The sequence below is a fragment of the Synechococcus sp. BL107 genome (assembly GCF_000153805.1).
In the GTDB taxonomy this organism is placed as follows: domain Bacteria; phylum Cyanobacteriota; class Cyanobacteriia; order PCC-6307; family Cyanobiaceae; genus Parasynechococcus.
The window spans coordinates 675,960-699,814 of sequence record NZ_DS022298.1 but is presented as its reverse complement, the minus strand read 5'-3'; the positions used below and the strand labels follow the sequence as shown (position 1 = coordinate 699,814).

Below are 23,855 nucleotides of genomic sequence, written 5' to 3'. Positions count from 1 at the left end.
CAAAAAATAAGTCTATGCCTCACTATTAATCTGTTGAACCCAAGCTGCTAAGCGTTGATCCGACAGCTCAGATTCATTATCTTCATCAATCGGCAGTCCACAAAACTTACCGTCTATCACGCTCTTAGAGGCATCAAACGTATAACCAGCTGTAGGCACTTTGCCAATAAGTTTAGCTCCAGACTGAAGAAAAGCTGTATACAATTCTTCCATAGCATCACAGAAAAAATCTGAGTAGCCAGATGAATCACCTAGTCCAAGAATCGCGACAGATTTGCCTGCAAAATCAAGACTTGGAATTTCTTGAGCAAGATCATCCCATGCTGTTCCAGACCTTGCTTCGTCGGCTCCCGTATTCCAAGTCGGGACACAACACACGAGTGCATCAGCCGCGACAAGTTCGTCAGAGGAGCCAAGATTATCAACATCTTTTGCTTCTGCACCCGGAAGAAGCTCTTTCAAACGGTCTGCGACGTCTTCAGTTTTACCAGTTGATGTCGCAAAAAAAATGGTGAAAGTCATGACATTATTTGAACTCAATTATTCTGGCGTTTCCCTGAAGAAACCTATTTTTCTGTGATGCATCTAGAAGTCATTATTACTACAAGTGATTAGCTCATTATTGCAGAAAGGAAGTCGCTTAATTAAGACCAAATTGTGCCGCATAAGGTTCGATAATCGCATTCTCGATCCGGTCCCATTTTTTGACAAGCCATGAATTTCCGGGCTCCATCAGCAACTCTGCAAATTCCATAAGAGCTTGATCAAACCCAGCTGTTCTTACTCGAGTCAGCCAGCGCTGACGCTCAAGCGACGACGCCTCAATATGGTCGACAAATATTTCAACGACAATATTTTCAGTGAGGCTCATCACTTGCATCGCGTGAACACCTAACATAAATTTTCGAACGATCCATTGATGTTTACAGCGAACATATTCCGGTATCTTTTTATTCGGCATGACTTGCAAAATTGCATCCCAAAAAGCTTGGAATGCTAACAATGCTACCAAGGATTAAATATATACCGCCCAAATACCTGAGCAAGACTTGTCAATGCAGGATCAATGGCCAGAAAGCTTATTCTAAATATTATAAATATCTAGGCTTATTGAAATTGATTAACCAAAGAATCTTGGCTCTCAAACCAAGCAAATAAAAAATATAGTTTGCACATAAAGAGACTCTCAAGCAAATGCACCTGCTAGAGAAATCATCTACTCATTCAACTTCCGAATAATCGCAGAAGAAAATCCTATCTTTTCACTTCGTCAGATTGAAAAAGCATAGCTTTCATTCAAGGCCCTTCTGACAAGTTCTTTCAATAAACAAAACTGACACGACTGAGAAAGACCAAGTAATTCGAGCTTGCTAACAACAACTTTCATTTCTTGACAGCGTTCGATGTGGACCTTGAGCTCAAAAGAAAACCGACGCCGAAGCCCCGCATTATTGCAACGCTCTAAAGCAACATGAACAGTGGCCAATCGTTTCCAGAGATATTCAGCTTCTCCGCACAAATCACCAAGAAGCCCCATTGTTCCATGAGTCATGGTGTTCAAAAGGTCAGCGGGGATGATTCAACTAAAGCTGGCGAAAGCCTGGTTGTGAGGTCGATCGACGACATTTCGACCAGATCAGACTGACGCCATTTGGAGAGCAATCGAGTCGTTGTTACGCGAGTGGCACCGATGAGCTCACCAAACCGTTCGTGGGTCAAACGAAAGGGCAATTGAAAACAATCACTTCGCCGCATCCCCAGGCGATTCACTAAGAGAACCAACAACGCATGCAACCGCTGCTCAGCCTGGCCTAGGTGGCGAACACGCAACAGCTGCAACGTCCATTCGTTGACGGCATCCATGCCCAGCTCGTCGGCACTCACGGCGTCTCGCCGAAATTTCAGAGCGGTTAAGGCTTCGACGCAGGCACCATCACTACAGAGGCGATCCGTTCGTAAACGATCCCCGGATTGGAGAAATGCCAGGGTCATCCCTTCGGTTTCTTCGCATGGGCAGTACACACGACAAACCCCTTCCATCACTTCAAGAACTGTGGCCTGCTCACGACCAGCTGGGTCCAGCAACACAGTCTGCTGGCGTGGCATCGACATCGGAGCAACCGAATCATCGGGCAAAAAACGGTAGGCAGAAGCCGTCACAACTATTGCGATTGAGAATTGGTTGCAAGAGTACAAGGGCGTTGCTGATATTGCAAGTCATTCTCAATAAGGGATCGGTCTTGAGAACTATTGTGTTGGAAGTGAGACAGGGGTTCGCACAGCGACTCAAGCAAAAGAGTCTTCAACAGCTGAGCGTCGCCTTGAATTCGCAGCATCGGGACAACAGGACCTGGATCAGGAAATTATGTGTTCCGAACCAGAATCCCTGCGAATACATTCCACATCCCTATGTAATGAATGAGTGCAGAGCTTGTACCAAGCCTTGAAAAGCATTCATGGCAGAAGCAAGAGCTGGCCTTAATGTGTGATTTCTGGTTTCAGCAGTGAGCAGCTGCTGATGGAAACGGGGAAAGAGCGGTGAAAGTCCGTCGCTGTCCCGCAGCTGTGAATCGTCTCCGCGAGAGCCGTCAGTCAGAACGCCCGCCAGACCTTCAAACGACGAGGATCGACTTTTGACTTTTTCAATCCAGGGCTGCCAGCGGCCAATCAGGTGGGCTGCCCTCGGAATCATTCCGCTGCTTCTTCTCGGAAGCCCCGCCTTCGCTCACCACCCTTTCGGAATGGGTGACAGCAGCCAGCTCACCGGATGGACCGGTCTTGTAAGCGGTATTGGCCATCCCCTCCTGGGGCCGGATCATTTGCTCTTTCTGCTGGCCATCGCCTTCATCGGTCTCAAGCGGCCAGTTGCCTGGATTTTGCCAATGCTGGCCATCGGCTTGGGCGGCAGCTTGATCTCACAGTTCATCCCCCTGCCCGATGTCGTCGCGCCCTGGGCTGAAGCGCTTGTGTCGTTAAGCCTGGTGGTGGAGGGACTCATCGCCCTTTCGATTGCACCAGCAACCTGGCTTTTGCCATTGTTCGGACTGCATGGCTTTCTTCTGGGGAGCACCATTGTTGGGGCTGAGCCCACCCCTGTTCTTTCCTATTTCTTTGGTTTACTGATTGGCCAAGGTGTTCTGCTAGCCCTTGTTTGCTCCGTGTCGCAAACCGTGATCAGTCGCCTTGGGGAGCAAGGACGACAACTCGGTGCTGGGATCTGGATTGGCATTGGAATTGCATTTGCCTGGGTGGCACTGATCGACTAATAACACTGTTATTTAGACAAACAAAATGCATACCATTCCTCCTTATCCAACGATAAGGAGGTTTTTTTATTCAACATTGTTCCAACACGGTCATGGGATTCATTCAACCAATCCTTATCGCTTCCGCTGCCCTTGGTGTGCTGGCCTCGACGAGTGAGCTCAAGAGCAGAGCCTCCCATGCTGATCTCAACATCAATGACGTTTCTGACGTCGCGGCGCACTTCTCCGACGTTGTCCCAACTGACTGGGCCTATCAGGCGCTCAGCAACTTGGTTGAGCAGTACGGCTGCGTCGCTGGTTACCCCAACGGCACCTTCCGCGGCAACCGGGCGATGACCCGTTACGAGGCTGCAGCACTGCTGAACGCATGTCTCGACCGCATCACTGAAGTCACCGACGAACTGCGTCGCCTTCTTGAAGAATTCGAAACCGAGCTCGCCATCCTCCGCGGACGCGTTGACGGCCTCGAAGCTCGTGTTGGCGAACTGGAAGCAACCCAGTTCTCCACCACCACCAAGCTCAAGGGTGTCGCCACCTTCGTGGTGGGTGCCAATCAATTTCGAGGCTCGGCCAATGCTCTGACACAACACAGCAACGGAAGCTTCGGAGCCACCACTTTTAATAACGACCTTCAACTCAATCTCGAAACGAGCTTCACGGGGAAAGACCAACTCATCAGTGTGTTGCGCGCTGGCAACTTCAATGCTGACAACAATGTTTTTGGTGGTGCGGGACCCACCAACCTCTCAACCCTAGAAACCGCGTTTCAAGAAGGAGACAAGCCCAATCAATTAACGATCGACAAGCTTTTTTATTCCTTCCCCATTGGATCGCAGCTCACCGTGACCGCAGGTCCACGCGTGGGTCAGGAAGACATGTTGGCCATCTGGCCAAGCTTTTACCCAAGTGATGCAATTCTCGATGTACTCACCCTGAATGGTGCGCCTGCGGCATACAACAAAAACCTCGGTGTTGGAGCCGGCATCCGCTGGGATGAGCCGACAGGATTCCGCTTGGCCGCGAATTATGTGGCAGCCAATGGATCAACCAGCACCACAAGTGAAGGGGGGCTAGCCACAACGCATGCGGGAAGCACTGGAACAGTGCAAATGGGCTATGCACGGGAAGCTTGGTCCGTGGCCGCGATTTATACCGCGATTCAAAACGGCGACGATCTCATCACGTATGCCAGCCCATTCACCCAAGCTTCATTGAATACCAAGGGCATGACCCATGCCTTCGGACTCGGTGGATCCTGGCAAGTGCTAGACGAACGCTGGATCCCCTCAATCTCGACGGGGTGGGGCATCAACGTGAGTGATGCATCCCATAACGGCGACGTTCAAACCAGTCAGTCTTGGACGGCAGGCTTGGAATGGAACAACATTTTTATGGATGGCACCAGCGCTGGCATCGCCGTTGGACAACCTGTCTTCGCAACGGATCTCAAGGGTGGCAACAGCCCAAACGATGGTCAGTTCATCTGGGAAGCATGGCTTCAGATGAACGTGACGGATGCCATCACCGTGACGCCTGCCTTGTTTTATCTGTCGCGCCCACTGGGACAAGAAACGCCCAGAGGAGAAACCTTTGAACAACTCGGAGGCCTTGCTAAAATTACATTTAAATTCTAAAAATATCTAAATTTGATCTAAATAATGCATCCATTCGTCCAAAAAGATCATCACGCACCAAGCTCATGACACACCTTAGGGTTTTTCTAGGAGCAGCATTCATAACAACTCTGTTCCATGCAGGCATGGCAGGGAAAACGTCGTCGGCAATGGGACAGTGCAACCCTCCTCAAGCAATCAAAATCATGGAGGCGGAATTATTTCGAGGCAAAGATCTGCAACAGGCCTTTGAACTGGTAATCAAGAAAAAGGCATTTGACGGATCCAAAGCCTGCATCACATTCATTCGCGAAGAAGCGATGAAGGATCGAGAATCAGCCCCGCTTATTTTTAAAAAGCTATGGCTGGAGTAATCAAGAGTTAAGCCTTAAACAACTAACTTTTATCGACTAGTTTTTCGCCAAAACTATTCAGAGTCAATTGAGATTCAAGTTCATAACGCTCTCCAATCGGGATGACAGGATTCGAACCTGCGGCCCCTTCGTCCCGAACGAAGTGCGCTACCAAGCTGCGCTACATCCCGTCCATTACATCCTAAGAGACAACACCAGGTGAACTGCGCCGTTTAGGGTCGGATATAGACCTGAATTCAGTAGTGCTCAAGCCCGAGTGGTTGCGCGTTAAAGCCCCGCAGCGGGAACGGATCGGTGCTGTCGCAGATCTACTGCAAGACCTCAATCTGAACACGGTCTGCCAAGAGGCAAGTTGCCCGAACATCGGCGAGTGTTTTGCCGGTGGAACAGCCACATTTTTGATCATGGGCCCGGGCTGCACCCGCGCCTGCCCCTACTGCGACATCGACTTCGACAAAAGTGTCCGGGAACTCGACCCAACCGAGCCGTTACGCCTCGGGGAAGCTGTTGCCCGCCTTGGGTTGAGCCACGTTGTGATCACATCCGTCAATCGTGACGACCTGCTCGACGGTGGTGCCTCTCAATTTGTGGCGTGTATTGAGCAGGTGAAGCAGCGATCTCCGCTAACCACCATTGAATTACTCATCCCCGATCTTTGTGGGAACTGGGATGCTCTCGCCACCGTGATGGCAGCCGCACCCCACGTACTCAATCACAATATTGAGACCGTCCCACGGATGTACAAACGGGCAAGACCCCAGGGCATTTATGAACGCTCCCTTGACTTACTTCAACGGGTGCGAAAGGGCTGGCCAAAGGTGTACACAAAGTCGGGGCTCATGGTGGGCTTGGGTGAAACGGATGACGAGGTGATCGGCGTCTTAAAAGACCTACGCAACCATCAAGTCGACATTGTGACCATCGGGCAATACCTCTCACCTGGGCCCAAGCACTTAGCAGTCGATCGATTTGTCACGCCAAGCCAATTCGAGTCATATCGCTGCACTGGGGAAGACGAGCTGGGTTTCCTCCAAGTGGTGAGCAGTCCACTCACCCGCAGCAGCTATCACGCTGGCGAGGTGCAACGGCTCATGGCCAGTCATCCCCGCTAACGGGGATCCACTCCTGAAGCTGCCACGCCACAAGACCCTCCACAATCATTGGATCCTGACGCACCCAGGCCAGGGCCTCGGCATAGGACGACGCTTGAAAAATCAGCAGCCCACCTCCACCAGGACGCCGCTGATCATCGACTAAAAAACCACTGCGAATGCGTCGCCCAAGCCCAATGTGCTGAGCCAGCCAATGGCGATGCGCCTCCAAAAAAGGACGCCGCTGCTCGATCGAGAGAGCAGCGGTTTGAGCCGTAAAGGTTTCTGTCTTGACGAACCAAGCCACCCGGTGACTCCGCTGATCGTGATTAAGCCGCGACGGCCTGTTTCTCGGCAAGCCCCATGGCAGAGCGTTCACTGGGGGGCACCAGCACCTTGAAGCGGGCTTTCGCAGAAGGCCAGTCCGCCAGAAGTGCAAACGCTTTTTCACTGCCAGTAGCTGCCAGATAACGCTCCAACAAATCTTTGAGCATGGTGTCTTGCTCTGCCGTTGTGAGAGCACAGACCTCAACAATTTCTGGATTCACGCGAGGCGTCACACCCCCGGTGTCATTCAACAAAAAGGCGACACCACCAGTCATCCCAGCCCCGATATTGCGTCCCGTACTACCGAGCACCACCACGACACCGCCCGTCATGTATTCACAGCAGTGGTCCCCGGCCCCTTCCACAACAGTTTTTGCACCGCTGTTACGAACACCGAAACGCTCCCCGGCTCTGCCGTAGGCAAACAACTCACCTCCTGTTGCCCCGTAGAGACAGGTATTGCCAAGGATCACCTGCTCACCAGGATTTGGGGTGCCATCACTGGGGACCAATGTGATCCGACCGCTGTTCATCCCTTTCCCCACATAATCGTTGGCTTCTCCTTCGAGACGCACATTCATCCCTTGAACGAGGAAAGCACCAAAGCTTTGTCCGGCAGCTCCACGGAATGTGAGATCGAGCTGGCCTTTAAAACCACGATTGCCATGGCGCTGCGCCAACTCCCCAGCCAAACGAGCACAGACACTGCGATCGGTATTAATGATCTCAGTGATACGACTCAGATCGCTGTGGCTCTCAACGGCCGCCATCAACTCACGATCCGCCAGAAAATCATCTTCGAGGATGGGGCCATTGCCGTGGGCCGTAGCGCTATGGGTGAGCCAAGAGCGATCTTCAGAACCGGTAATGGGAGCCAAGAGGCTGGAGAGATCAACACAGCTGGTTTTCGCCAAATCAACGGCGCGGGTCTGCAATAGGTCGGTTCGACCGATCAAATCCTCAAGCTTGGCCATCCCCAAAAGGCTCAGCAGCTGGCGAACCTCCTCGGCGACAAACCAAAAGAAGTTCACCACATGCTCAGGCACTCCCTTAAAGCGTTTTCGGAGTGCTTCTTTCTGAGTCGCAACACCGACCGGGCAATTATTGGTATGGCAAACGCGGGCCATGATGCAGCCCTCAGCAATCATCGCCACCGAGCCAAAGCCGAATTCCTCGGCACCCAACATCGCTGCGATCACAACGTCCCAACCCGTTTTCAGGCCGCCATCGGCCCGAAGCAGAACTCGATCACGCAATCCGTTTTCCAACAGAGAGCGATGCACTTCCGTGAGGCCAAGTTCCCAAGGGCTACCGGCGTGCTTAATCGAACTGAGAGGTGACGCTCCTGTGCCGCCGTCATGGCCAGAAATCTGGATTACATCGGCGTTGGCTTTCGCCACGCCAGCAGCAATGGTGCCGATGCCAATTTCCGAAACTAATTTGACGCTGACTGGAGCTTTGGGATGCACTTGGTGCAAATCATGAATGAGTTGAGCCAGGTCTTCAATTGAATAAATGTCGTGATGGGGAGGCGGGGAGATCAACGCCACTCCCGGTTTGCTGTTGCGCAACCAGGCGATGTAGTTATCAACCTTCGGACCTGGGAGCTGGCCCCCTTCACCCGGCTTGGCCCCTTGAGCCACCTTGATCTCCAACTGTTTGGCACTACGGAGGTATTCAGCCGTGACCCCAAACCGTCCGGATGCGATCTGCTTAATCGCCGAACTTGCGGTATCGCCATTGCGCAAACCTCCGATGCTGGGAAATGCAGCGGACCTTCCTTCCGCATCAACATCACTCAAGACCTGGAAACGGGCTGGATCTTCTCCACCTTCACCGCTATTGCTCTTGCCACCGATGCGATTCATCGCCACAGCAAGAACCTCATGGGCCTCCCTCGACAAGGCACCAAGACTCATCCCACCAGTGCAAAATCTGCTGAACAAACTTTCCACGCTTTCCACCTGATCGAGGGGAAGCGGAGTCGGAGCGATCTTGAACTCCAACAAATCACGCAACGCAGTGACTGGACGGTTCTCCAGCAGTGTTTTGTACGTGGAGAAGTGGTCGTATCCAGGTCCAGTTTTAACTGCAGCGTGCAGCGCCTTCGACATATCTGGACTGTTCAGGTGGAATTCACCACCCGAGCGGTACTGCACAAAACCCATAAATTCGAGCTTGCTGCGGTTGAGTTCGGGGAAAGCCTTGGCATGCAACGACAGGGTTTCGTTGGCTAGTTCCGCAAGGGTCATTCCTGCCACACGACTGGTCGTGCCGGAAAACGCCATCTCAATCACGTCTGCACCGAGGCCGATGGCCTCAAAAATTTGTGCACCGTGATAACTCGCTAGCAGGGAGATCCCGATCTTTGAAAGGATCTTGCGCAAGCCATTTTCCAGTGAGATGCGCACGTTCTCTTGAACTTTGACAGCGTCAAGGGAGGGAAGTTTGCCCTGCTCAATCCGCTTTTGAGTTTTGGGATGCTCTAACCAATGGCGGGTCGTTTCCCATGTGAGCCATGGGCAAACAGCACTCGCCCCATAGCCGATCAAACAGGCCATGTGATGCGTGCTCCAACATTGAGCCGTATCGGCAACCAAAGAACATTGCAACCGCAGCTTTTGGCGCAGCAGATGGTGATGCACCGCTCCAACGGCCAAGAGGGCGGGCATCGCCACCGTTGTGGCACTGAGCTCTGAAGGTTGGCCATCCGCCCGAACACGATCCGATAACACCAACACTTGTGCCCCATCACGCACGAGCTGTTCAGCGCTGTTGCAAAGGTCGTTTAGAGCGGTACCTAATCCGCCAGCACAGGCTTCAACGGCCACTTGCGTGGACAACTTCTTGAGCGGGAGGCCTTGCTGAGACAGGGCTGCCAACTCAGTTTCATTGAGCACTGGGCTATCGAGGTGAATCACCGCAGCAGCCTTGGCCTCAGGCTTCAAGGCCGGGCGACGCTCACCCAGATGCATTTCCAAACTCATCACCAACTTCTCGCGAAGCGGATCAATGGGCGGGTTCGTGACCTGTGCGAAACGTTGCTTGAAGTAGTCGTACAGCAAGTGGGGGCGGTCAGACAGAACTGCTAATGGGATGTCGTCCCCCATGCAGTACGTGGGCTCCTTGCCGAGGCCAGCCATGTCTTCGATCACCAGATCGAGGTCTTCGGCGGTGAAGCCCATCGCCGTCTGCAGACGCAACAGATCGAGCTCTCCCATGCGGCGCGCCTCAACCCAAGGCAGCGCTGATACGGAGGAGCGATGTTGGCGCAACCAGTCGGCGTAAGGAAAACGTTGGGCAGCGTCTTCCTTAACAGCCCAATTATCGAGGAGTTGGCCGGTCTCTAAATCGACGGCCAACATTTGCCCAGGGCCCAAGCGACCCTTTTGGACAATGGTTTTGCCGCCTAAATCAACCACACCAGTTTCTGATCCCATGATCACGAAACCATCATTTGTTGTGCACCAACGCGCCGGTCTTAAACCATTGCGATCCAACGTTGCTCCCACCCGTTTGCCATCGGCAAACACCAGCAATGCAGGGCCATCCCAGGGCTCCTGAATCCCCGCGTTGAACTCATACATCGCCGTCACATCAGGACGTTGATCGAGATCCGGCTGATTGCGGAAAGCCTCCGGCACCAACGTGATCAGGCTGTCGGTGATGGAGCGACCACTGCGAACCATCAGCTCCAACGTTGCATCAAGGTTCGCCGAATCACTGAACGAGGGGTTCACGACGGGGATCAGATCAGCCGACGCCTCACCCCAAACGTTGTGGAGATTGGCTTCCGATGCTTTCGCCCAATTGAGATTCCCCAGGAGGGTATTGATTTCACCGTTATGACCCAGCATTCGCATGGGCTGCGCCAGCGGCCAACGCGGAAGAGTGTTTGTACTGAAGCGACGGTGGTACACCGCAAAGCTCACTTCAAAGCGCGGGTCGCGAAGGTCGGCGTAGTAACGCGCCAACACCTCTGAACGCACCATGCCCTTGTACACAACGGTGCGGCTACTCAAGGAGGTGACATAAAAATCCTGAACTGAGTCGGGGGCCAACTCCTGACGAACCCGAGCACCAACTCGCCTGCGAAGGCGGAGCAAGAGAGCTTCAAGGGCATCACCATCCTCCGTTCCCCCCAACGCCCACTGCTCAATAGCGGGGGCGGTCTGCCGTGCCAACTCCCCCAAAACCGATGGGTCAATCGGCACCTCACGCCATCCCAAAGGCGACAAGCCCAAAGCTTTTGCTTCGGCATCGCAACAGGCGCGCACAGCGGCGCGGCTGGCCGGATTAGTTGGCATGAACATCATGCCAAGGCCCTTGGCAGCACTGGCTTCCGGCCAAACCGCCCTGAGGTAATTCCATGGAATGCCACACAAGATTCCGGCGCCATCGCCGGAATCACCATCACCGCCACAACCACCGCGATGTTCCATACACCCAAGTCCACGCAGGGCTTGTTGCAACACCCAATGGCTGGCTTTCCCTGACAGCTGTGCAAGAAAACCAACGCCGCACGCGTCCTTTTCACCAGCCACGGCATCAGGAGCAGCGCTGTCGCTGTATGGCCAAGCTGAGGGACGGATGGCTTCAGACATAAACATCAACCAGACAAATGCGTGGACTGCAACGACGTCTCCTGCAGAAACCAACGTCTTTGACGATCCTAGGCAGGCGACATTCCGCACCCAACCAACGCATGCTCCCCATCGCTCCACCGCCAGAGCCTCTGCCGCAAATTCGTGCCGTCGCGCCAAGGAGAGGAAATACGGTTGCGATTGATGGTGAACGCGTCGAATCAACTTGGGAATGGCGTGGCAACAACAGCAAGCAACCCGATCAGCTTTGGCTGCCACTTGATCTTCTCGAGGCACGGTTGGGGTTTAGACGCCAGGCAAGACCTGGTGGTGATGCCTTGGAATGGTTTGGTCGAACAGTGGCTTTGCGTCGGCTCGACAGCCGCACCCTCGGCGACGAAGTGGGGTTCGACGTTGGCGGTTGGTTGACCAGCGTTGGAGTGGACACCAAGCGCAAGGGAGGAACCTTGATGCTTCGCCTTCCCTCGCCTGCACTTCAAGGCTTAAGGCGGGGCAAAGGAGCCACCGCAAAGCGTCTCGTTCTCGATCTCAATGGGCCGACTTTTGCGCAACGCATCGGGACTGATTTGGCCTTCGCCTTACAGACCACCTCTCGACAGCGCAACATCCTCAGGCAGCTGGGCTTGCACCCTCTCCAAGAAGGGCGGCTTTTAAAACTCCGCGGCCAGGCCATTCGTCTGCGCAGTTTGAGCTTGGCCACGCCGTGGCGACTGGTGCTTGATGGAGTGGGGGGGAGAACCGTGGCCATACAGCCACGAGGAAAGCTTCTGATTAACAGCCCAGCACTGGCCCCATTTATGCAGAAGGGCCTCGTGATGGAAGAACGCACCATCAACGTTGGCGTCAAACCACTGCGGATCTTCCGCGTTGGAGGCAGGCTCAACGCGCTGGGCCTCAAGCTCCAACCCCTCGCACTAAAAGACCGACAGCAAGGGCTGAGTTTCCTGCCAGAACTGTCTCGATCTGCCAAAGCACTTGTCGCCATCAATGGCGGGTTTTTCAACCGCATCAATCAACTTCCCCTAGGAGCGCTGCGGCGCAATGGCACCTGGTTATCCGGGCCGATCCTGAATCGTGGCGTGATCGCTTGGAGCCGTCAAAGCCCTCTTCAGTTCGGACGGCTTGAGCTCCTGCAAGAGCTCCAGGTGAACAGCTCTAAACGTTGGCGGCTTGGCTTTTTAAACAGTGGGTATGTACAGAAAGGTTTGAGCCGCTACACACCCAGCTGGGGATCGAGATACCGCGCTCTCAGTGGCAAAGAGCAGGCTCTCCTCATTCGTCGAGGTGTTGTGGAACAAGAATGGGGTCAAAGCTCGCTGAGACAGGGCGTCCCCATTCCAACGGGAACGGATTTAATTGTTTCGCGAGGTGGCGCGGCACTCCCTGCAGGTATTGGCGATCGGGTGAAGCTCTTTTTGTGGCCTCGCTCAGCGCTCGGAACACACAGCAACGTGCTGGGTGGGGGGCCACTTTTGATGCAACACGGTCGCATTGTGCTGAACGGACGAAGCGAAGGGTTCAGTCCAAATTTTCTGCGTCTCACGGCGCCTCGCACCGTGGTGGGGCAAGGACGTGATGGTCAGTGGATGCTCACGGTGCATGGTGCAGCCACAAGTGATCCGACGTTGCTCGAAACAGCTCTGGCAGCCCAACAACTTGGTTTAACTGAGGCTTTAAATCTCGACGGGGGAAGCTCCACAACCCTGGTGGTGAGACATCAAACCGTCATGAACGGGCGGGGGAGCACCCCCAGGGTTCACAACGGCCTTGGACTCATACGGTCATGAACACCTGCAAAACTGATGAATCTTTGATTTGGTTTGCATGGCTGCCAATCTGCGATTAACCGCAGCAGCAGCTGCCGAGCTAGGGCGTCAAGCTGCAGTGGCTGGGACCCCAGGGAAAATGCACTTGGACGTCATCCCCGGGGAGTGCGCTCAGCACATCATCCGAATCCGCCCTGGCCACCTTGAGGGCATCGCCATTGCCCGGGCCGACGGCATCACACTGCATGCACCGCAAGAGCAAGTCGGAATTCTTAAAAATCTTTATCTGGACTACCGAGGCGACCTCAGCGGTGGTGGATTTCTAATCCGGGCAGCGAAGGGAATTGAACCGTGCGCTTGTGGAAGTGCCTTCACCCGTCGCTAACAATTGGCCCGTCAACCGGTATCGTGACGGATTGTCGAATTAGGTCGGGGTGTCCGGCCGCACACCGACCCTCGATGCCAACCATCCAACAGCTGATCCGCACTGAGCGCTCACGTCTCAAAGTCAAGACGAAATCGCCAGCTTTAAAGGCCTGCCCTGAGCGCCGCGGAGTCTGCACTCGCGTTTACACCTCCACGCCGAAAAAACCCAACTCGGCGCTTCGCAAGGTGGCTCGTGTGCGCCTCACCTCCGGCTTTGAGGTGACTGCTTATATCGGTGGCATCGGACACAACCTTCAGGAGCACTCCGTTGTGCTGATTCGAGGGGGACGGGTCAAAGACTTGCCAGGGGTCCGGTATCACATCATTCGCGGAACCCTCGACACGTCTGGAGTCAAAGACCGTCGTCAATCTCGCTCCAAGTACGGCGCCAAGGCTCCAAAAGAGTGATCTGAGATCACCCTCTATCCATTTTTGACCACAACGCTCTGAGTTTTCATGTCCCGCCGTAACGCCGCTGTAAAGCGCCCGATTCTTCCTGATCCCCAGTTCAACAGCCGGCTCGCAACGATGATGGTTGCCCGGCTGATGCAACACGGGAAGAAGTCAACGGCTCAGCGCATTCTTTCTGATGCTTTTGGCTTAATTAACGAACGCACCGGTGGAGATCCACTGGAACTCTTTGAAACTGCCGTCAAGAACGCAACTCCCCTTGTTGAAGTGCGTGCAAGACGTGTCGGTGGCGCCACCTACCAGGTGCCTATGGAAGTGCGCCAGGAGCGCGGCACAGCGATGGCCCTGCGCTGGCTTGTGAGCTTTTCACGCGCTCGTAACGGCCGCAGCATGTCCCAGAAGCTTGCTGGCGAACTCATGGACGCCGCCAATGAAGCGGGAAGTGCTGTTCGCAAACGCGAAGAGACGCACAAAATGGCCGAAGCAAACAAAGCTTTCGCCCACTACCGCTACTGAGCCCTATTGGCCAGTCAAACAACACGATTGTTCATGGCTGACATGTAGAGTCGGCCCGCCTTTTCACGCTTCACCCCCGGAGTACTCCTGTGGCCCGCGCCTTTCCCCTGGAACGCGTAAGAAATATTGGTATCGCTGCGCACATTGATGCGGGCAAAACCACGACGACAGAACGGATTTTGTTCTATTCAGGCGTGGTGCACAAAATCGGCGAGGTGCACGACGGTGCAGCTGTTACCGACTGGATGGCCCAGGAGCGGGAGCGAGGGATCACGATCACGGCAGCGGCCATTTCCACGAGCTGGAAAGACCACCGTGTGAACATCATCGATACTCCTGGACACGTCGACTTCACCATCGAAGTTGAACGCTCCATGCGTGTTCTCGATGGTGTGATTGCCGTGTTCTGCGCCGTTGGCGGTGTTCAGCCCCAATCGGAAACAGTCTGGAGACAGGCCGATCGCTATTCCGTTCCTCGGATGGTGTTCGTGAACAAAATGGACCGCACCGGAGCGGATTTCCTCAAGGTTCACGGACAAATCCAGGACCGCTTAAAAGCGAACGCCGTTCCGATTCAGCTCCCAATCGGTGCTGAAGGTGAGTTGAGCGGCATTATCGACCTCGTCGAGAACAAGGCGCACATTTATAAAGACGACCTCGGTCAAGACATCGAAGTGACCGATGTGCCTGACGACATGAAGGACCAGGTTGAAGAATGGCGCGCTTTCTTGATGGAAAAAGTTGCCGAAACGGATGAAGCGCTAATTGAAAAATTTCTAGATACCGGCGAGCTCTCAAACGACGAGCTCAAAACCGGAATCCGCACAGGTGTGGTGAAGCACGGTTTGGTCCCTGTGCTCTGCGGTTCAGCCTTTAAAAACAAAGGTGTACAGCTCGTGCTCGACGCTGTCGTCGACTACCTGCCAGCCCCCATTGATGTGCCTCCGATTCAGGGAATTCTTCCTGATGGCACGGAAGCTGTGCGTCCTTCAGACGACAAAGCTCCATTCAGTGCCTTGGCCTTCAAAGTGATGGCTGATCCCTACGGCAAGCTCACCTTCGTTCGGATGTATTCGGGTGTCCTGGAAAAGGGCAGCTACGTGATGAACTCCACGAAAGGAATCAAAGAGCGCATCTCGCGCTTGGTGGTGCTCAAGGCGGATGATCGCGAAGAAGTGGATCAACTCCAAGCTGGTGATCTTGGTGCGGTGCTTGGCTTGAAAAACACCACAACCGGCGACACGCTTTGTTCAGCCGAAGAACCCATTGTTCTTGAGACGTTGTTCGTCCCTGAACCGGTGATTTCCGTGGCGGTTGAGCCCAAGACCAAAGGTGATATGGAGAAACTCTCCAAAGCCCTGGTGTCTTTGGCAGAAGAAGATCCCACATTCAGAGTTCGCACGGATCAAGAAACTGGCCAGACCGTGATTGCTGGCATGGGTGAACTTCACCTGGAGATCCTGGTGGACAGGATGATGCGTGAATTCAAGGTTGAAGCCAACATCGGCGCACCTCAGGTGTCGTACCGGGAAACCATCCGTGGTTCATCCAAAGGCGAAGGGAAGTTCTCCCGGCAAACCGGTGGCAAAGGCCAATACGGTCACGTCGTGATCGAAATGGAGCCTGGCGAACCCGAATCCGGATTCGTGTTTGTGAACAAGATTGTTGGTGGTGTTGTTCCCAAGGAATTCATCAAACCTTCCGAACAGGGAATGAAGGAAACCTGCGAATCAGGTGTGATCGCTGGTTTCCCACTGATCGACGTCAAAGTCAGCATGGTTGATGGGTCTTACCACGATGTGGACTCATCCGAGATGGCCTTCAAAATTGCAGGCTCCATGGCCTTCAAAGATGCGGTCAGGAAGTGCAACCCTGTTCTTCTTGAACCGATGATGAAGGTCGAGGTCGAAGTCCCCGAGGATTTCCTTGGCTCCGTCATCGGCGACCTGTCCTCCCGACGAGGACAGGTCGAAGGTCAGGCAATTGACGATGGCACGTCAAAAGTCTCGTCCAAGGTGCCCCTGGCCGAGATGTTCGGCTACGCCACCGAACTCCGATCCATGACCCAGGGTCGGGGTATTTTCTCGATGGAGTTCAGCCACTATGAGGATGTTCCTCGCAATGTGGCCGAAGCCATCATCTCCAAGAATCAGGGCAATTCCTGATCTCTACAATCCTTTAATCCAACCCTCGATTCTTTAATTCCAATGGCACGCGAGAAGTTCGAAAGGAACAAGCCCCACGTCAACATCGGCACCATCGGCCACGTTGACCACGGCAAAACCACCCTGACTGCAGCGATTACCAATGTGCTCGCCAAGAAAGGGCAAGCACAGGTTCAAAATTACGCCGACATTGATGGTGCTCCAGAGGAGCGTGAGCGCGGTATCACCATCAACACTGCCCACGTTGAGTACGAAACCGAAAAGCGTCACTACGCCCACGTTGACTGCCCTGGACACGCTGATTATGTGAAAAACATGATCACGGGTGCTGCCCAAATGGACGGTGCAATCTTGGTTTGTGCAGCCACCGATGGTCCGATGGCCCAAACCAAGGAGCACATCCTCCTGGCCAAGCAAGTTGGCGTGCCTGCCCTGGTTGTTGCCTTAAACAAGTGCGACATGGTCGATGACGAAGAGATCATCGAATTGGTGGAAATGGAAATTCGTGAGCTGCTGTCCAGCTACGACTTCCCCGGCGACGACATTCCCGTGATTCAGGTCTCTGGCTTAAAAGCCATTGAGGGAGAGGCTGAGTGGGAAGCCAAAATCGATGAGTTAATGGAAGCTGTGGATGCAAGCATCCCTGAGCCTGAGCGCGAAGTCGATAAGCCTTTCTTGATGGCTATCGAAGATGTCTTCTCCATTACTGGCCGAGGCACGGTTGCCACTGGTCGTATCGAGCGTGGCATCGTCAAAGTTGGCGAAGAAGTTGAAGTGGTCGGCATCCGCGACCCCCGTAAAACCACCGTCACCGGTGTGGAAATGTTCCGCAAATTGCTCGATGAGGGCATGGCGGGTGACAACGTTGGTCTTCTTCTTCGCGGCATTCAGAAAGAAGACATCGAGCGCGGCATGGTGTTGGTGAAGCCTGGCTCCATCACACCTCACACCAAGTTCGAAGGTCAGGTGTACGTCTTGAAGAAAGAAGAAGGCGGTCGCCACACTCCTTTCTTTGCTGGCTATCGCCCGCAGTTCTACATCCGTACAACGGACGTGACCGGCCAAATCACCGCATTCACAGCGGAAGACGGTTCCAACGTGGAAATGGTGATGCCTGGTGACAACATCCAGATGACCGGTGAGCTGATCTGCCCCGTGGCCATGGAAATGGGCATGCGTTTCGCAATCCGTGAAGGTGGACGCACCATTGGTGCTGGTGTGGTGTCCAAGATCATCGAGTGATCAGTTTCAGCTGATGCCTTAACGGGATGGCAGGTTCCGGCCTGCCATCCCTTACATTGATTTCGAACCTCGACAACTGAATTCAGGGCTCCTCCCGGAACCTGTTCCCGCTTTCCTTATGTCCACTGCAATTGCTCAGCAGAAGATCCGCATTCGCTTGAAAGCGTTTGACCGCCGAATGCTTGATCTGTCCTGCGACAAAATCATCGAAACGGCCGATACAACAGCTGCCTCAGCGATCGGTCCGATTCCTCTTCCAACAAAACGCAAGATCTATTGCGTTTTGCGCTCTCCCCACGTGGACAAGGACTCTCGGGAACACTTCGAAACGAGAACCCACCGTCGAATTATCGATATCTACAGCCCATCGGCAAAAACCATCGATGCGTTGATGAAGCTGGATCTCCCCAGTGGGGTGGACATTGAGGTGAAGCTCTGATCACCTCGATCAGATCAACCTCTTCCTAGGATTGGAGAATCCTTGAACACGGCGTCCGTGTCTGATTATTCGGTCAGGGAACTTCCCCTGTTTCCCCTACCGGACGTCGTGTTGTTCCCACAACAGCTTCTGCCCCTTCATATATTTGAATCGCGCTATCGGATGTTGCTCCAATCTGTATTGGAGTCCGATAAGCGCTTCGGCATTGTCCGAATCGATCCTGAGACGGGCGAAATGGCCGACATTGGCTGTTGCGCGGAAGTTCTTCAGCATCAAACCAGTGAAGACGGGCGGAGCTACGTCGTAACCCTCGGGCAGCAACGTTTTCGGTTGCTGAACATCACTCGTGACACGCCCTACAGAACGGCAATGGTGAGCTGGATTGAAGATGGGCCAGTCGCAGACATGGAATCGCTCACGAGCTTGAGAGATCAAGTGAGTGGAGCGCTCAACGACGTGGTCACACTGACTGCGAAATTACAAAATCGAGACGTTGAACTCCCCGAGGACCTGCCTGACCTTCCGAGGGAACTGTCCTTTTGGATTGGCGCGCATTTGGATAATCGCGCCGCTGCTGAACAACAAACCTTGCTTGAACTCACCGACACGCACGACCGTCTGCATCGACAGTTCGAAATGCTTGATCACACCCGGCGTCAACTGGCTGCTCGCACCGTTCTGATGGACCTGAAGTAATGCTGGCTCTTCTGCTTCTGCTCTCTGGCGCCGTTGCTGCGCTGGCACTTTGGCTCTGGCTGAAGCGTGATCGAAAATATCAGTCATCTGAAAGTGTCGCTGCTGCTTACGACGCCTGGACCGATGACCGGTTGCTCGAACGTCTTTGGGGTGACCACGTGCATCTCGGCCACTACGGGGATCCACCACGCCATCACGATTTCCGCGAAGCGAAAGCAGCGTTCGTGCACGAACTCGTGCGCTGGAGCGGGCTCGATCAGCTCCCAGCAGGTTCGAAGGTTCTCGACGTGGGGTGTGGCATTGGTGGCAGTGCACGCATCCTTGCCCGGGATTACAACTTGGATGTCGTCGGCATCAGCATCAGTCCCGCACAAGTCGCTCGGGCCACAGACCTAACAACCCAAGGACTGAGTTGTCGTTTCGAGGTGATGGATGCGCTCGACTTGCAGATGGCTGACCACAGTTTTGACGCCGTTTGGAGCGTGGAGGCAGGCCCTCATATGCCTGACAAGCAGCGTTACGCCGACGAACTTCTCAGAGTGCTGAAGCCCGGTGGCTTGCTGGCCGTAGCGGACTGGAACCGGCGGGACCCGTCCGATGGCGCCATGACTAAAACAGAACGCAGGGTGATGCGCCAGCTGCTCAATCAATGGGCCCATCCCGAGTTCGCCAGCATTGCTGGATTTCAACAAAACCTAGAAACCAGCCACTACAGCCAAGGTGGCATCAGTACCGACGACTGGAGCCAAGCAACCCTCCCCTCCTGGATTGATTCAATCTTGGAAGGGGTACGACGCCCGAGAGCCGTGCTCGGACTGGGGCCAAAAGCAGTTGTTCAGGGATTAAGGGAAACGCCAACACTCCTTCTGATGCATTGGGCTTTTGCCACCGGACTGATGCAATTCGGCGTGTTCAAGTTGAAACGTCACTGAGCTCAGTGCTCGGATAAGCACCGAAATGGGCAAGGTGCTCACAAAAAGGTTCGAGTTGTGCGATCAACTCAGGAAGCGCCTCGGCTCGATTACTCGGAAGATCAACATCAACAAAAAAGACATATTCACCAAATTCCCGCTTCGACGGTCGTGACTCAATGCGGCTCATATTGAGTCCTCGATCTGCAAGGCATGCGAGGGCCTCCAATAAGGCTCCTGGAGCATTTCGATGGAGTGAGAAGGCCACACTGGCCACCGAGCCTTGTTCACGACGTTCACCACGCTTCAGCAAGAGAAAGCGGGTGCAGTTTCCAGCCACATCATTCACGGGATATGCCAACTCCTCCAAGCCGTGTTCATTTCCGGCCACCCTGGAAGCAATGGCGGCTCGGAAATGACTCCCCACCACCAATCGAGCAGCTTCCGCCGTTGAGGACGTGGGGAGCTGCAACGCTTGCGGCACATGCTTGGCCAACCAACCACTGCACTGGGCCAAAGCCTGTGGATGAGACAACACCTCATTAATCCCGGACAAATCTCCTTGGCCCAAGAGGGCATGACGAATGGGCAACACCAGAGCGCGACGAATACACAGGTCGCGATGGGACCACAACGCATCCAAGGTGGCCGTCACCCCACCCTCAACAGAATTCTCAATCGGCACTACAGCCGCATCGCACATCCCGCTTGCCAACTGCTCAACAACAGCGCGCAAGCCAACACAGGGAACGTAATGAACATCGCCCATCGCTTCGAGTTGCACCAAAGCGCGGGCGGCTTGCTCTCCATAGGTCCCTGTAGGGCCGAGGTAAGCGAGACGTGTTGGCATAAAAAGCCTGGCCACATGGACTCGATAGGATCATGCCGCGTCAAGTGATGCGCATGTCCCTGGCCTTCGAAGCCAGTCAGAAGTTGGACCTTCCAGTCCAATGCCACGCAGAACGGTTGTCGGACTATCTGCAGCAAGAGGAACGGGTCCTTGGAGCACTCCTGGATTCCCGGCAACTCACCAAGATCAAACCCGGGCACTACCGCTATCTCGTCACCAGCTTGCAGGTGTTTCAACTGCAGGTGAAACCCGTCGTATCACTTCAAATTGAAACCGAATCCGACACGTTGGTCATGAAGGCGGTCGATTGTGAGTTGGAGGGGCTTGGGCTTGTTGACGACTTCCAGTTATCGCTGGAATCAAAGCTCATCAGCGATGGACATGGATTAAGCGGCCATGCGCATTTGTCTGTTGAAGTCAGCCAACCACAGCTTCTCCGCTTGATTCCACGTCGAGTGTTGGAATCCACCGGTGAGTCGATCCTGAACGGGATTTTGATTGGAATCAAAGCGCGCGTTGGCCAGCAACTGATCAGCGACTTCCAGGACTGGTGCCAACCAGCTCCATCCGATGCACTAACCCAGTAGCCGTCGAAGAAAGCTTCGGCGATGCATGGACGTAGGGCCCAAGGCCAACAAGGCTTCACGATGCAGAGCCGTTCCATAGCCTGCATGGCGTTCAAGGCCATAGCCCGGAAACCGATTCGACAACCGCCGAATCAATGCGTCACGCGACTCCTTTGCCAGCACGCTGGCAGCAGCGATGGCCGCCGAACGCGAGTCTCCTCCCACCAGCGTTTTCTGTGGCCCACTCCAAAGTCGAAGGGGAAGATTTCCATCGACGAGAACAACATTTGGAGAATGCTCCAATTTCTGAAGAGCGCGAAGCATCGCCCGTTCTGTCGCCCTTCGAATCCCCACAGCATCGATTTCATGAGCCGATGCTTGACCAAGCCCACTGGTTAAACAATGTTGTTCAATCAGCGGCACCAAGCTTCCGCGCCGCTTTGCCGACAATTTTTTGCTATCCGTTAGACCCGCTTGCCACAGTCGCTGCTCTGCGACCTGATCCAAAACAACGGCTGCGGCAAACACCGGACCGAACAGACAACCACGGCCCACTTCGTCGACACCCGCAACCTGAGAACCACTCGGGATTCCCTCCAGCCGCGTCATCAATCAATTCGACGATGGAGCCGATGAACGCCGACGGCGGCGGCGGGGCTCCTCAACATCCTCAGCCGGTTGCTTGGACTTAACGAGCTCATCAACGAGCTCATCAACGGGCTCTTGATCCAGAACGACGGTGGCAGGAGAGACGCTTTCCAAGGGCGTGATCTCCACCATGAGGGGTTGCGAATCCTCTCGCTGCCGAGAGCGATCGACTTCAGGCTTTAAGGAAACGGGAATGGGCTCGGGCTGCGTCACCTCAGCACGGACCACACTTCGCCCCCCCGCACCACGGCTACCGCGACGGCGGCGACGTCCAGCACTGGCGGCCAATTGCTGGCGTGCTTCATCAAGAACCTCGGCCTCATCCTCACCAGGACGGACAACGCGCACAACAACATTGTCCGATTCAGGCGGTTCGCTTAACAGCAGTGCCGGGTTTAACCCAAGCCAGCTGTACACCTCCTGCTGTTCATCCGTCATCGACACTGCAATGAGCTCCGGATCTTGACGGCGGGCAATCGCTGGCTCATGGGCCTCTTCCGTTGAAACCTGGGGAGCTTCACTTTCAGGAGTGAGTTCAACGAGCGGAGATTCTCCCTCTGAAATCGTCCGGCCCCGGCCACCACCCCGTCGGCGACGACCGTTGTTGGCGGCGGTATCACCAGGTGAAACAACTTCGGAACGGGCTGAAGCAACGGATCGCACCAACCCTGTTTCGGCTGCCATTGGTGATGAAAGATCCTTGCCAGGCAAAACAGCCACATGTCCGAGGCCACCACAACTGGGGCAGGCACGAGCGAACAATTCATAGATATTTTGACCCTGGCGCTTCCGGGTGAGTTCCACAAGGCCTAGCTCAGTGAGTTGGGCAATCTGTGGACGAGCAGAGTCATCTCGCGTCGCCGTTGTGAAGTGCTCCAACAATTGGAGCTGATCACGGCGGGAGTCCATATCGATGAAATCGATGATGATCACGCCACCGATATTGCGCAATTTCAACTGCCTTGCAATTTCGATCGCCGCCTCGACGTTGGTCCAAAGCACCGTCTCCCGAGCATTTGCTGATCGGGTAAATGAGCCAGAGTTCACATCAATCACGGTGAGTGCTTCCGTGGGCTCGATAATCACGTAGCCACCCGAAGGCAAATCCACCCTGGGTCTTAATGCATCACGAATCGCAGCGTTGATCTTGTAATGCTCGAGCAATTCCGTGGACTCGTCATGGGACTCCACCACAACGTTTCCGTGCTCGGAGCCAAGGAAACTTCCCACCCTTGAAACCGCTGCTGGGTCGTCAACGACGACACGAGCCAAGTCTGGACCCATGTGATCGCGAAGAATGCGATGAATGAAGTCCTCATCGCGATTCAACAACACCGGCGGAACGGAGGTCTCTGCCGCCTGTTGGATAGCCTCCCACTGACGCAATAGAGCCTCTAAGTCATCGATCAGAAGCTCTTCACTAATGCCCTCCGCTTCCGTTCGAATCAACAAACCAGCGCCGGGAGGCTTAATCAGAACTCCTAAAGCTCTGAGCCTGTTGCGTTCCGCTTCGGCACTAATCCGGCGGGAGATGTTCACCCCCAAACCGTGGGGTTGAAGAACCAAATAACGGCCGGGAAGCGCAAGATTTCCGGTGAGTCGTGGGCCCTTGGTACCCGTTGGCTCCTTCATCACCTGCACCAGAACTTTCTGGCGAGGTTCAAGTAATTCAGTAATTCCAGCAGATCCTTTTTTTAGACGTAACGGGCCAAGATCTGTGACATGAATAAAACCATTTTTTTCACTTTCACCAATATTGACAAAGGCCGCATCAATCCCTGGAAGAACGTTCTCAACCGTACCTAAATAAACGTCACCAATCTGATATCGACCTTGCGCAACGATGAGCTCATCGACTCTCTCATCGGTGAGCACAGCTGCAATACGCAGCTGTTCCGCAATGACAATTTGTTGGGACATAAAAGAACAGGCATGAGCCCACTC

The 23,855-nt window shown here is 54.3% G+C and carries 23 protein-coding genes, 1 tRNA gene and 1 riboswitch; of the genes, 14 read left to right on the top strand and 10 right to left on the bottom strand.

The annotated features are described in order from the left end of the window. Window positions 1-12: 12 nt before the first annotated feature. From fldA to BL107_RS03435, 4 genes are all read right to left on the bottom strand, one after another. Window positions 13-522, bottom strand: coding sequence for a flavodoxin FldA (gene fldA / locus BL107_RS03450; protein ID WP_009788883.1), 510 nt, complete (start codon window positions 520-522; stop codon window positions 13-15). A gap of 118 nt (window positions 523-640) precedes the next feature. Then, on the bottom strand, window positions 641-1,012 hold the full coding sequence (locus tag BL107_RS03445; protein ID WP_037987996.1) for a hypothetical protein: 372 nt from the start codon (window positions 1,010-1,012) through the stop codon (window positions 641-643). Between the two features lie 258 nt (window positions 1,013-1,270). Continuing rightward, entirely contained in the window at window positions 1,271-1,552 is a 282-nt protein-coding gene (locus BL107_RS03440; RefSeq protein ID WP_156779374.1) for a hypothetical protein, read from the bottom strand. A gap of 5 nt (window positions 1,553-1,557) precedes the next feature. Then, window positions 1,558-2,106, bottom strand: a complete 549-nt coding sequence (locus BL107_RS03435) for a Crp/Fnr family transcriptional regulator (protein ID WP_037988725.1) — start codon at window positions 2,104-2,106, stop codon at window positions 1,558-1,560. Between the two features lie 370 nt (window positions 2,107-2,476). Next, window positions 2,477-2,624, top strand: a riboswitch (cobalamin riboswitch). Between the two features lie 117 nt (window positions 2,625-2,741). On the opposite strand from BL107_RS03435, the gene BL107_RS03430 reads away from it, so the two are divergent. The 3 genes from BL107_RS03430 to BL107_RS03420 all read left to right on the top strand — a co-directional run bounded on the left by BL107_RS03430 (window position 2,742) and on the right by BL107_RS03420 (window position 5,253). Beyond that, window positions 2,742-3,266, top strand: coding sequence for a HupE/UreJ family protein (locus BL107_RS03430; protein ID WP_009788878.1), 525 nt, complete (start codon window positions 2,742-2,744; stop codon window positions 3,264-3,266). A gap of 92 nt (window positions 3,267-3,358) precedes the next feature. Beyond that, complete coding sequence (locus tag BL107_RS03425; RefSeq protein ID WP_009788877.1) at window positions 3,359-4,900, top strand: iron uptake porin; 1,542 nt, start codon at window positions 3,359-3,361, stop codon at window positions 4,898-4,900. 149 nt (window positions 4,901-5,049) lie between these two features. Beyond that, complete coding sequence (locus BL107_RS03420) at window positions 5,050-5,253, top strand: hypothetical protein (protein WP_232192738.1); 204 nt, start codon at window positions 5,050-5,052, stop codon at window positions 5,251-5,253. 96 nt (window positions 5,254-5,349) lie between these two features. Here BL107_RS03420 and BL107_RS03415 read toward each other — a convergent pair. Beyond that, window positions 5,350-5,423: transfer RNA gene (locus BL107_RS03415), tRNA-Pro, on the bottom strand. A gap of 72 nt (window positions 5,424-5,495) precedes the next feature. Between BL107_RS03415 and lipA the strand changes: the two genes are divergently transcribed. Further along, a complete protein-coding gene (lipA, locus tag BL107_RS03410) occupies window positions 5,496-6,365 on the top strand; it encodes a lipoyl synthase (protein ID WP_009788875.1) in 870 nt (289 codons plus the stop codon). On the opposite strand, the gene BL107_RS03405 is transcribed toward lipA, so the two are convergent. Together BL107_RS03405 and gltB are read right to left on the bottom strand one after the other, a co-directional pair. Continuing rightward, complete coding sequence (locus tag BL107_RS03405; protein WP_009788874.1) at window positions 6,343-6,651, bottom strand: YciI family protein; 309 nt, start codon at window positions 6,649-6,651, stop codon at window positions 6,343-6,345. The genes lipA and BL107_RS03405 overlap by 23 nt on opposite strands. Before the next feature lie 22 nt (window positions 6,652-6,673). Beyond that, window positions 6,674-11,275, bottom strand: coding sequence for a glutamate synthase large subunit (gene gltB / locus BL107_RS03400; protein ID WP_009788873.1), 4,602 nt, complete (start codon window positions 11,273-11,275; stop codon window positions 6,674-6,676). A gap of 101 nt (window positions 11,276-11,376) precedes the next feature. On the opposite strand from gltB, the gene BL107_RS03395 reads away from it, so the two are divergent. From BL107_RS03395 to BL107_RS03355, 9 genes are all read left to right on the top strand, one after another. Then, on the top strand, window positions 11,377-13,062 hold the full coding sequence (locus tag BL107_RS03395) for a phosphodiester glycosidase family protein (protein ID WP_009788872.1): 1,686 nt from the start codon (window positions 11,377-11,379) through the stop codon (window positions 13,060-13,062). Between the two features lie 37 nt (window positions 13,063-13,099). Continuing rightward, window positions 13,100-13,426 (top strand): AIR synthase, encoded by a 327-nt coding sequence (locus BL107_RS03390; protein WP_009788871.1) that lies wholly within the window; start codon window positions 13,100-13,102, stop codon window positions 13,424-13,426. Window positions 13,427-13,500: 74 nt separating this feature from the next. After that, on the top strand, window positions 13,501-13,875 hold the full coding sequence (gene rpsL, locus BL107_RS03385; protein WP_009788870.1) for a 30S ribosomal protein S12: 375 nt from the start codon (window positions 13,501-13,503) through the stop codon (window positions 13,873-13,875). Window positions 13,876-13,923: 48 nt separating this feature from the next. Further along, on the top strand, window positions 13,924-14,394 hold the full coding sequence (gene rpsG, locus BL107_RS03380) for a 30S ribosomal protein S7 (protein ID WP_009788869.1): 471 nt from the start codon (window positions 13,924-13,926) through the stop codon (window positions 14,392-14,394). 89 nt (window positions 14,395-14,483) lie between these two features. Next, window positions 14,484-16,559, top strand: a complete 2,076-nt coding sequence (fusA, locus tag BL107_RS03375; protein WP_009788868.1) for an elongation factor G — start codon at window positions 14,484-14,486, stop codon at window positions 16,557-16,559. Between the two features lie 42 nt (window positions 16,560-16,601). Continuing rightward, window positions 16,602-17,801 (top strand): elongation factor Tu, encoded by a 1,200-nt coding sequence (gene tuf / locus BL107_RS03370; protein ID WP_009788867.1) that lies wholly within the window; start codon window positions 16,602-16,604, stop codon window positions 17,799-17,801. 118 nt (window positions 17,802-17,919) lie between these two features. Continuing rightward, the gene (gene rpsJ / locus BL107_RS03365; protein ID WP_009788866.1) at window positions 17,920-18,240 is read left to right on the top strand and encodes a 30S ribosomal protein S10; all 321 of its coding nucleotides are present in this window, start codon (window positions 17,920-17,922) and stop codon (window positions 18,238-18,240) included. A 57-nt stretch (window positions 18,241-18,297) separates the two neighbouring features. After that, entirely contained in the window at window positions 18,298-18,936 is a 639-nt protein-coding gene (locus BL107_RS03360) for an LON peptidase substrate-binding domain-containing protein (protein WP_009788865.1), read from the top strand. Further along, window positions 18,936-19,868 (top strand): methyltransferase domain-containing protein, encoded by a 933-nt coding sequence (locus BL107_RS03355; protein ID WP_009788864.1) that lies wholly within the window; start codon window positions 18,936-18,938, stop codon window positions 19,866-19,868. Before BL107_RS03360 ends, BL107_RS03355 begins: the two co-directional genes overlap by 1 nt. Here the strand turns inward: BL107_RS03355 and pheA are convergent. After that, on the bottom strand, window positions 19,849-20,697 hold the full coding sequence (gene pheA, locus BL107_RS03350) for a prephenate dehydratase (protein WP_009788863.1): 849 nt from the start codon (window positions 20,695-20,697) through the stop codon (window positions 19,849-19,851). The two genes, BL107_RS03355 and pheA, sit on opposite strands and share 20 nt — an antisense overlap. Window positions 20,698-20,729: 32 nt before the next feature. Here pheA and BL107_RS03345 point away from each other — a divergent pair, with 32 nt between their 5' ends. After that, window positions 20,730-21,284, top strand: coding sequence for a DUF1997 domain-containing protein (locus BL107_RS03345; RefSeq protein WP_009788862.1), 555 nt, complete (start codon window positions 20,730-20,732; stop codon window positions 21,282-21,284). On the opposite strand, the gene BL107_RS03340 is transcribed toward BL107_RS03345, so the two are convergent. Next, entirely contained in the window at window positions 21,273-21,872 is a 600-nt protein-coding gene (locus BL107_RS03340; protein WP_009788861.1) for a ribonuclease HII, read from the bottom strand. The genes BL107_RS03345 and BL107_RS03340 overlap by 12 nt on opposite strands. A 3-nt stretch (window positions 21,873-21,875) precedes the next feature. Then, a complete protein-coding gene (locus tag BL107_RS03335) occupies window positions 21,876-23,831 on the bottom strand; it encodes an Rne/Rng family ribonuclease (protein ID WP_009788860.1) in 1,956 nt (651 codons plus the stop codon). Window positions 23,832-23,855: the final 24 nt, after the last annotated feature.

Bases quoted from the DNA above. Each gene is read 5' to 3' on its own strand.
- BL107_RS03340 (WP_009788861.1), bottom strand. From the start codon at position 21,872: ATGACGCGGCTGGAGGGAATCCCGAGTGGTTCTCAGGTTGCGGGTGTC.
- tuf (WP_009788867.1), top strand. From the start codon at position 16,602: ATGGCACGCGAGAAGTTCGAAAGGAACAAGCCCCACGTCAACATCGGC.
- rpsJ (WP_009788866.1), top strand. From the start codon at position 17,920: ATGTCCACTGCAATTGCTCAGCAGAAGATCCGCATTCGCTTGAAAGCG.
- BL107_RS03355 (WP_009788864.1), top strand. From the start codon at position 18,936: ATGCTGGCTCTTCTGCTTCTGCTCTCTGGCGCCGTTGCTGCGCTGGCA.
- fldA (WP_009788883.1), bottom strand. From the start codon at position 522: ATGACTTTCACCATTTTTTTTGCGACATCAACTGGTAAAACTGAAGAC.
- BL107_RS03345 (WP_009788862.1), top strand. From the start codon at position 20,730: ATGCCGCGTCAAGTGATGCGCATGTCCCTGGCCTTCGAAGCCAGTCAG.
- rpsL (WP_009788870.1), top strand. From the start codon at position 13,501: ATGCCAACCATCCAACAGCTGATCCGCACTGAGCGCTCACGTCTCAAA.
- BL107_RS03425 (WP_009788877.1), top strand. From the start codon at position 3,359: ATGGGATTCATTCAACCAATCCTTATCGCTTCCGCTGCCCTTGGTGTG.
- BL107_RS03435 (WP_037988725.1), bottom strand. From the start codon at position 2,106: ATGCCACGCCAGCAGACTGTGTTGCTGGACCCAGCTGGTCGTGAGCAG.
- BL107_RS03420 (WP_232192738.1), top strand. From the start codon at position 5,050: ATGGGACAGTGCAACCCTCCTCAAGCAATCAAAATCATGGAGGCGGAA.
- BL107_RS03390 (WP_009788871.1), top strand. From the start codon at position 13,100: ATGGCTGCCAATCTGCGATTAACCGCAGCAGCAGCTGCCGAGCTAGGG.
- BL107_RS03395 (WP_009788872.1), top strand. From the start codon at position 11,377: ATGCTCCCCATCGCTCCACCGCCAGAGCCTCTGCCGCAAATTCGTGCC.
- BL107_RS03335 (WP_009788860.1), bottom strand. From the start codon at position 23,831: ATGTCCCAACAAATTGTCATTGCGGAACAGCTGCGTATTGCAGCTGTG.
- rpsG (WP_009788869.1), top strand. From the start codon at position 13,924: ATGTCCCGCCGTAACGCCGCTGTAAAGCGCCCGATTCTTCCTGATCCC.
- BL107_RS03430 (WP_009788878.1), top strand. From the start codon at position 2,742: ATGGGTGACAGCAGCCAGCTCACCGGATGGACCGGTCTTGTAAGCGGT.
- gltB (WP_009788873.1), bottom strand. From the start codon at position 11,275: ATGTCTGAAGCCATCCGTCCCTCAGCTTGGCCATACAGCGACAGCGCT.
- pheA (WP_009788863.1), bottom strand. From the start codon at position 20,697: ATGCCAACACGTCTCGCTTACCTCGGCCCTACAGGGACCTATGGAGAG.
- BL107_RS03440 (WP_156779374.1), bottom strand. From the start codon at position 1,552: ATGACTCATGGAACAATGGGGCTTCTTGGTGATTTGTGCGGAGAAGCT.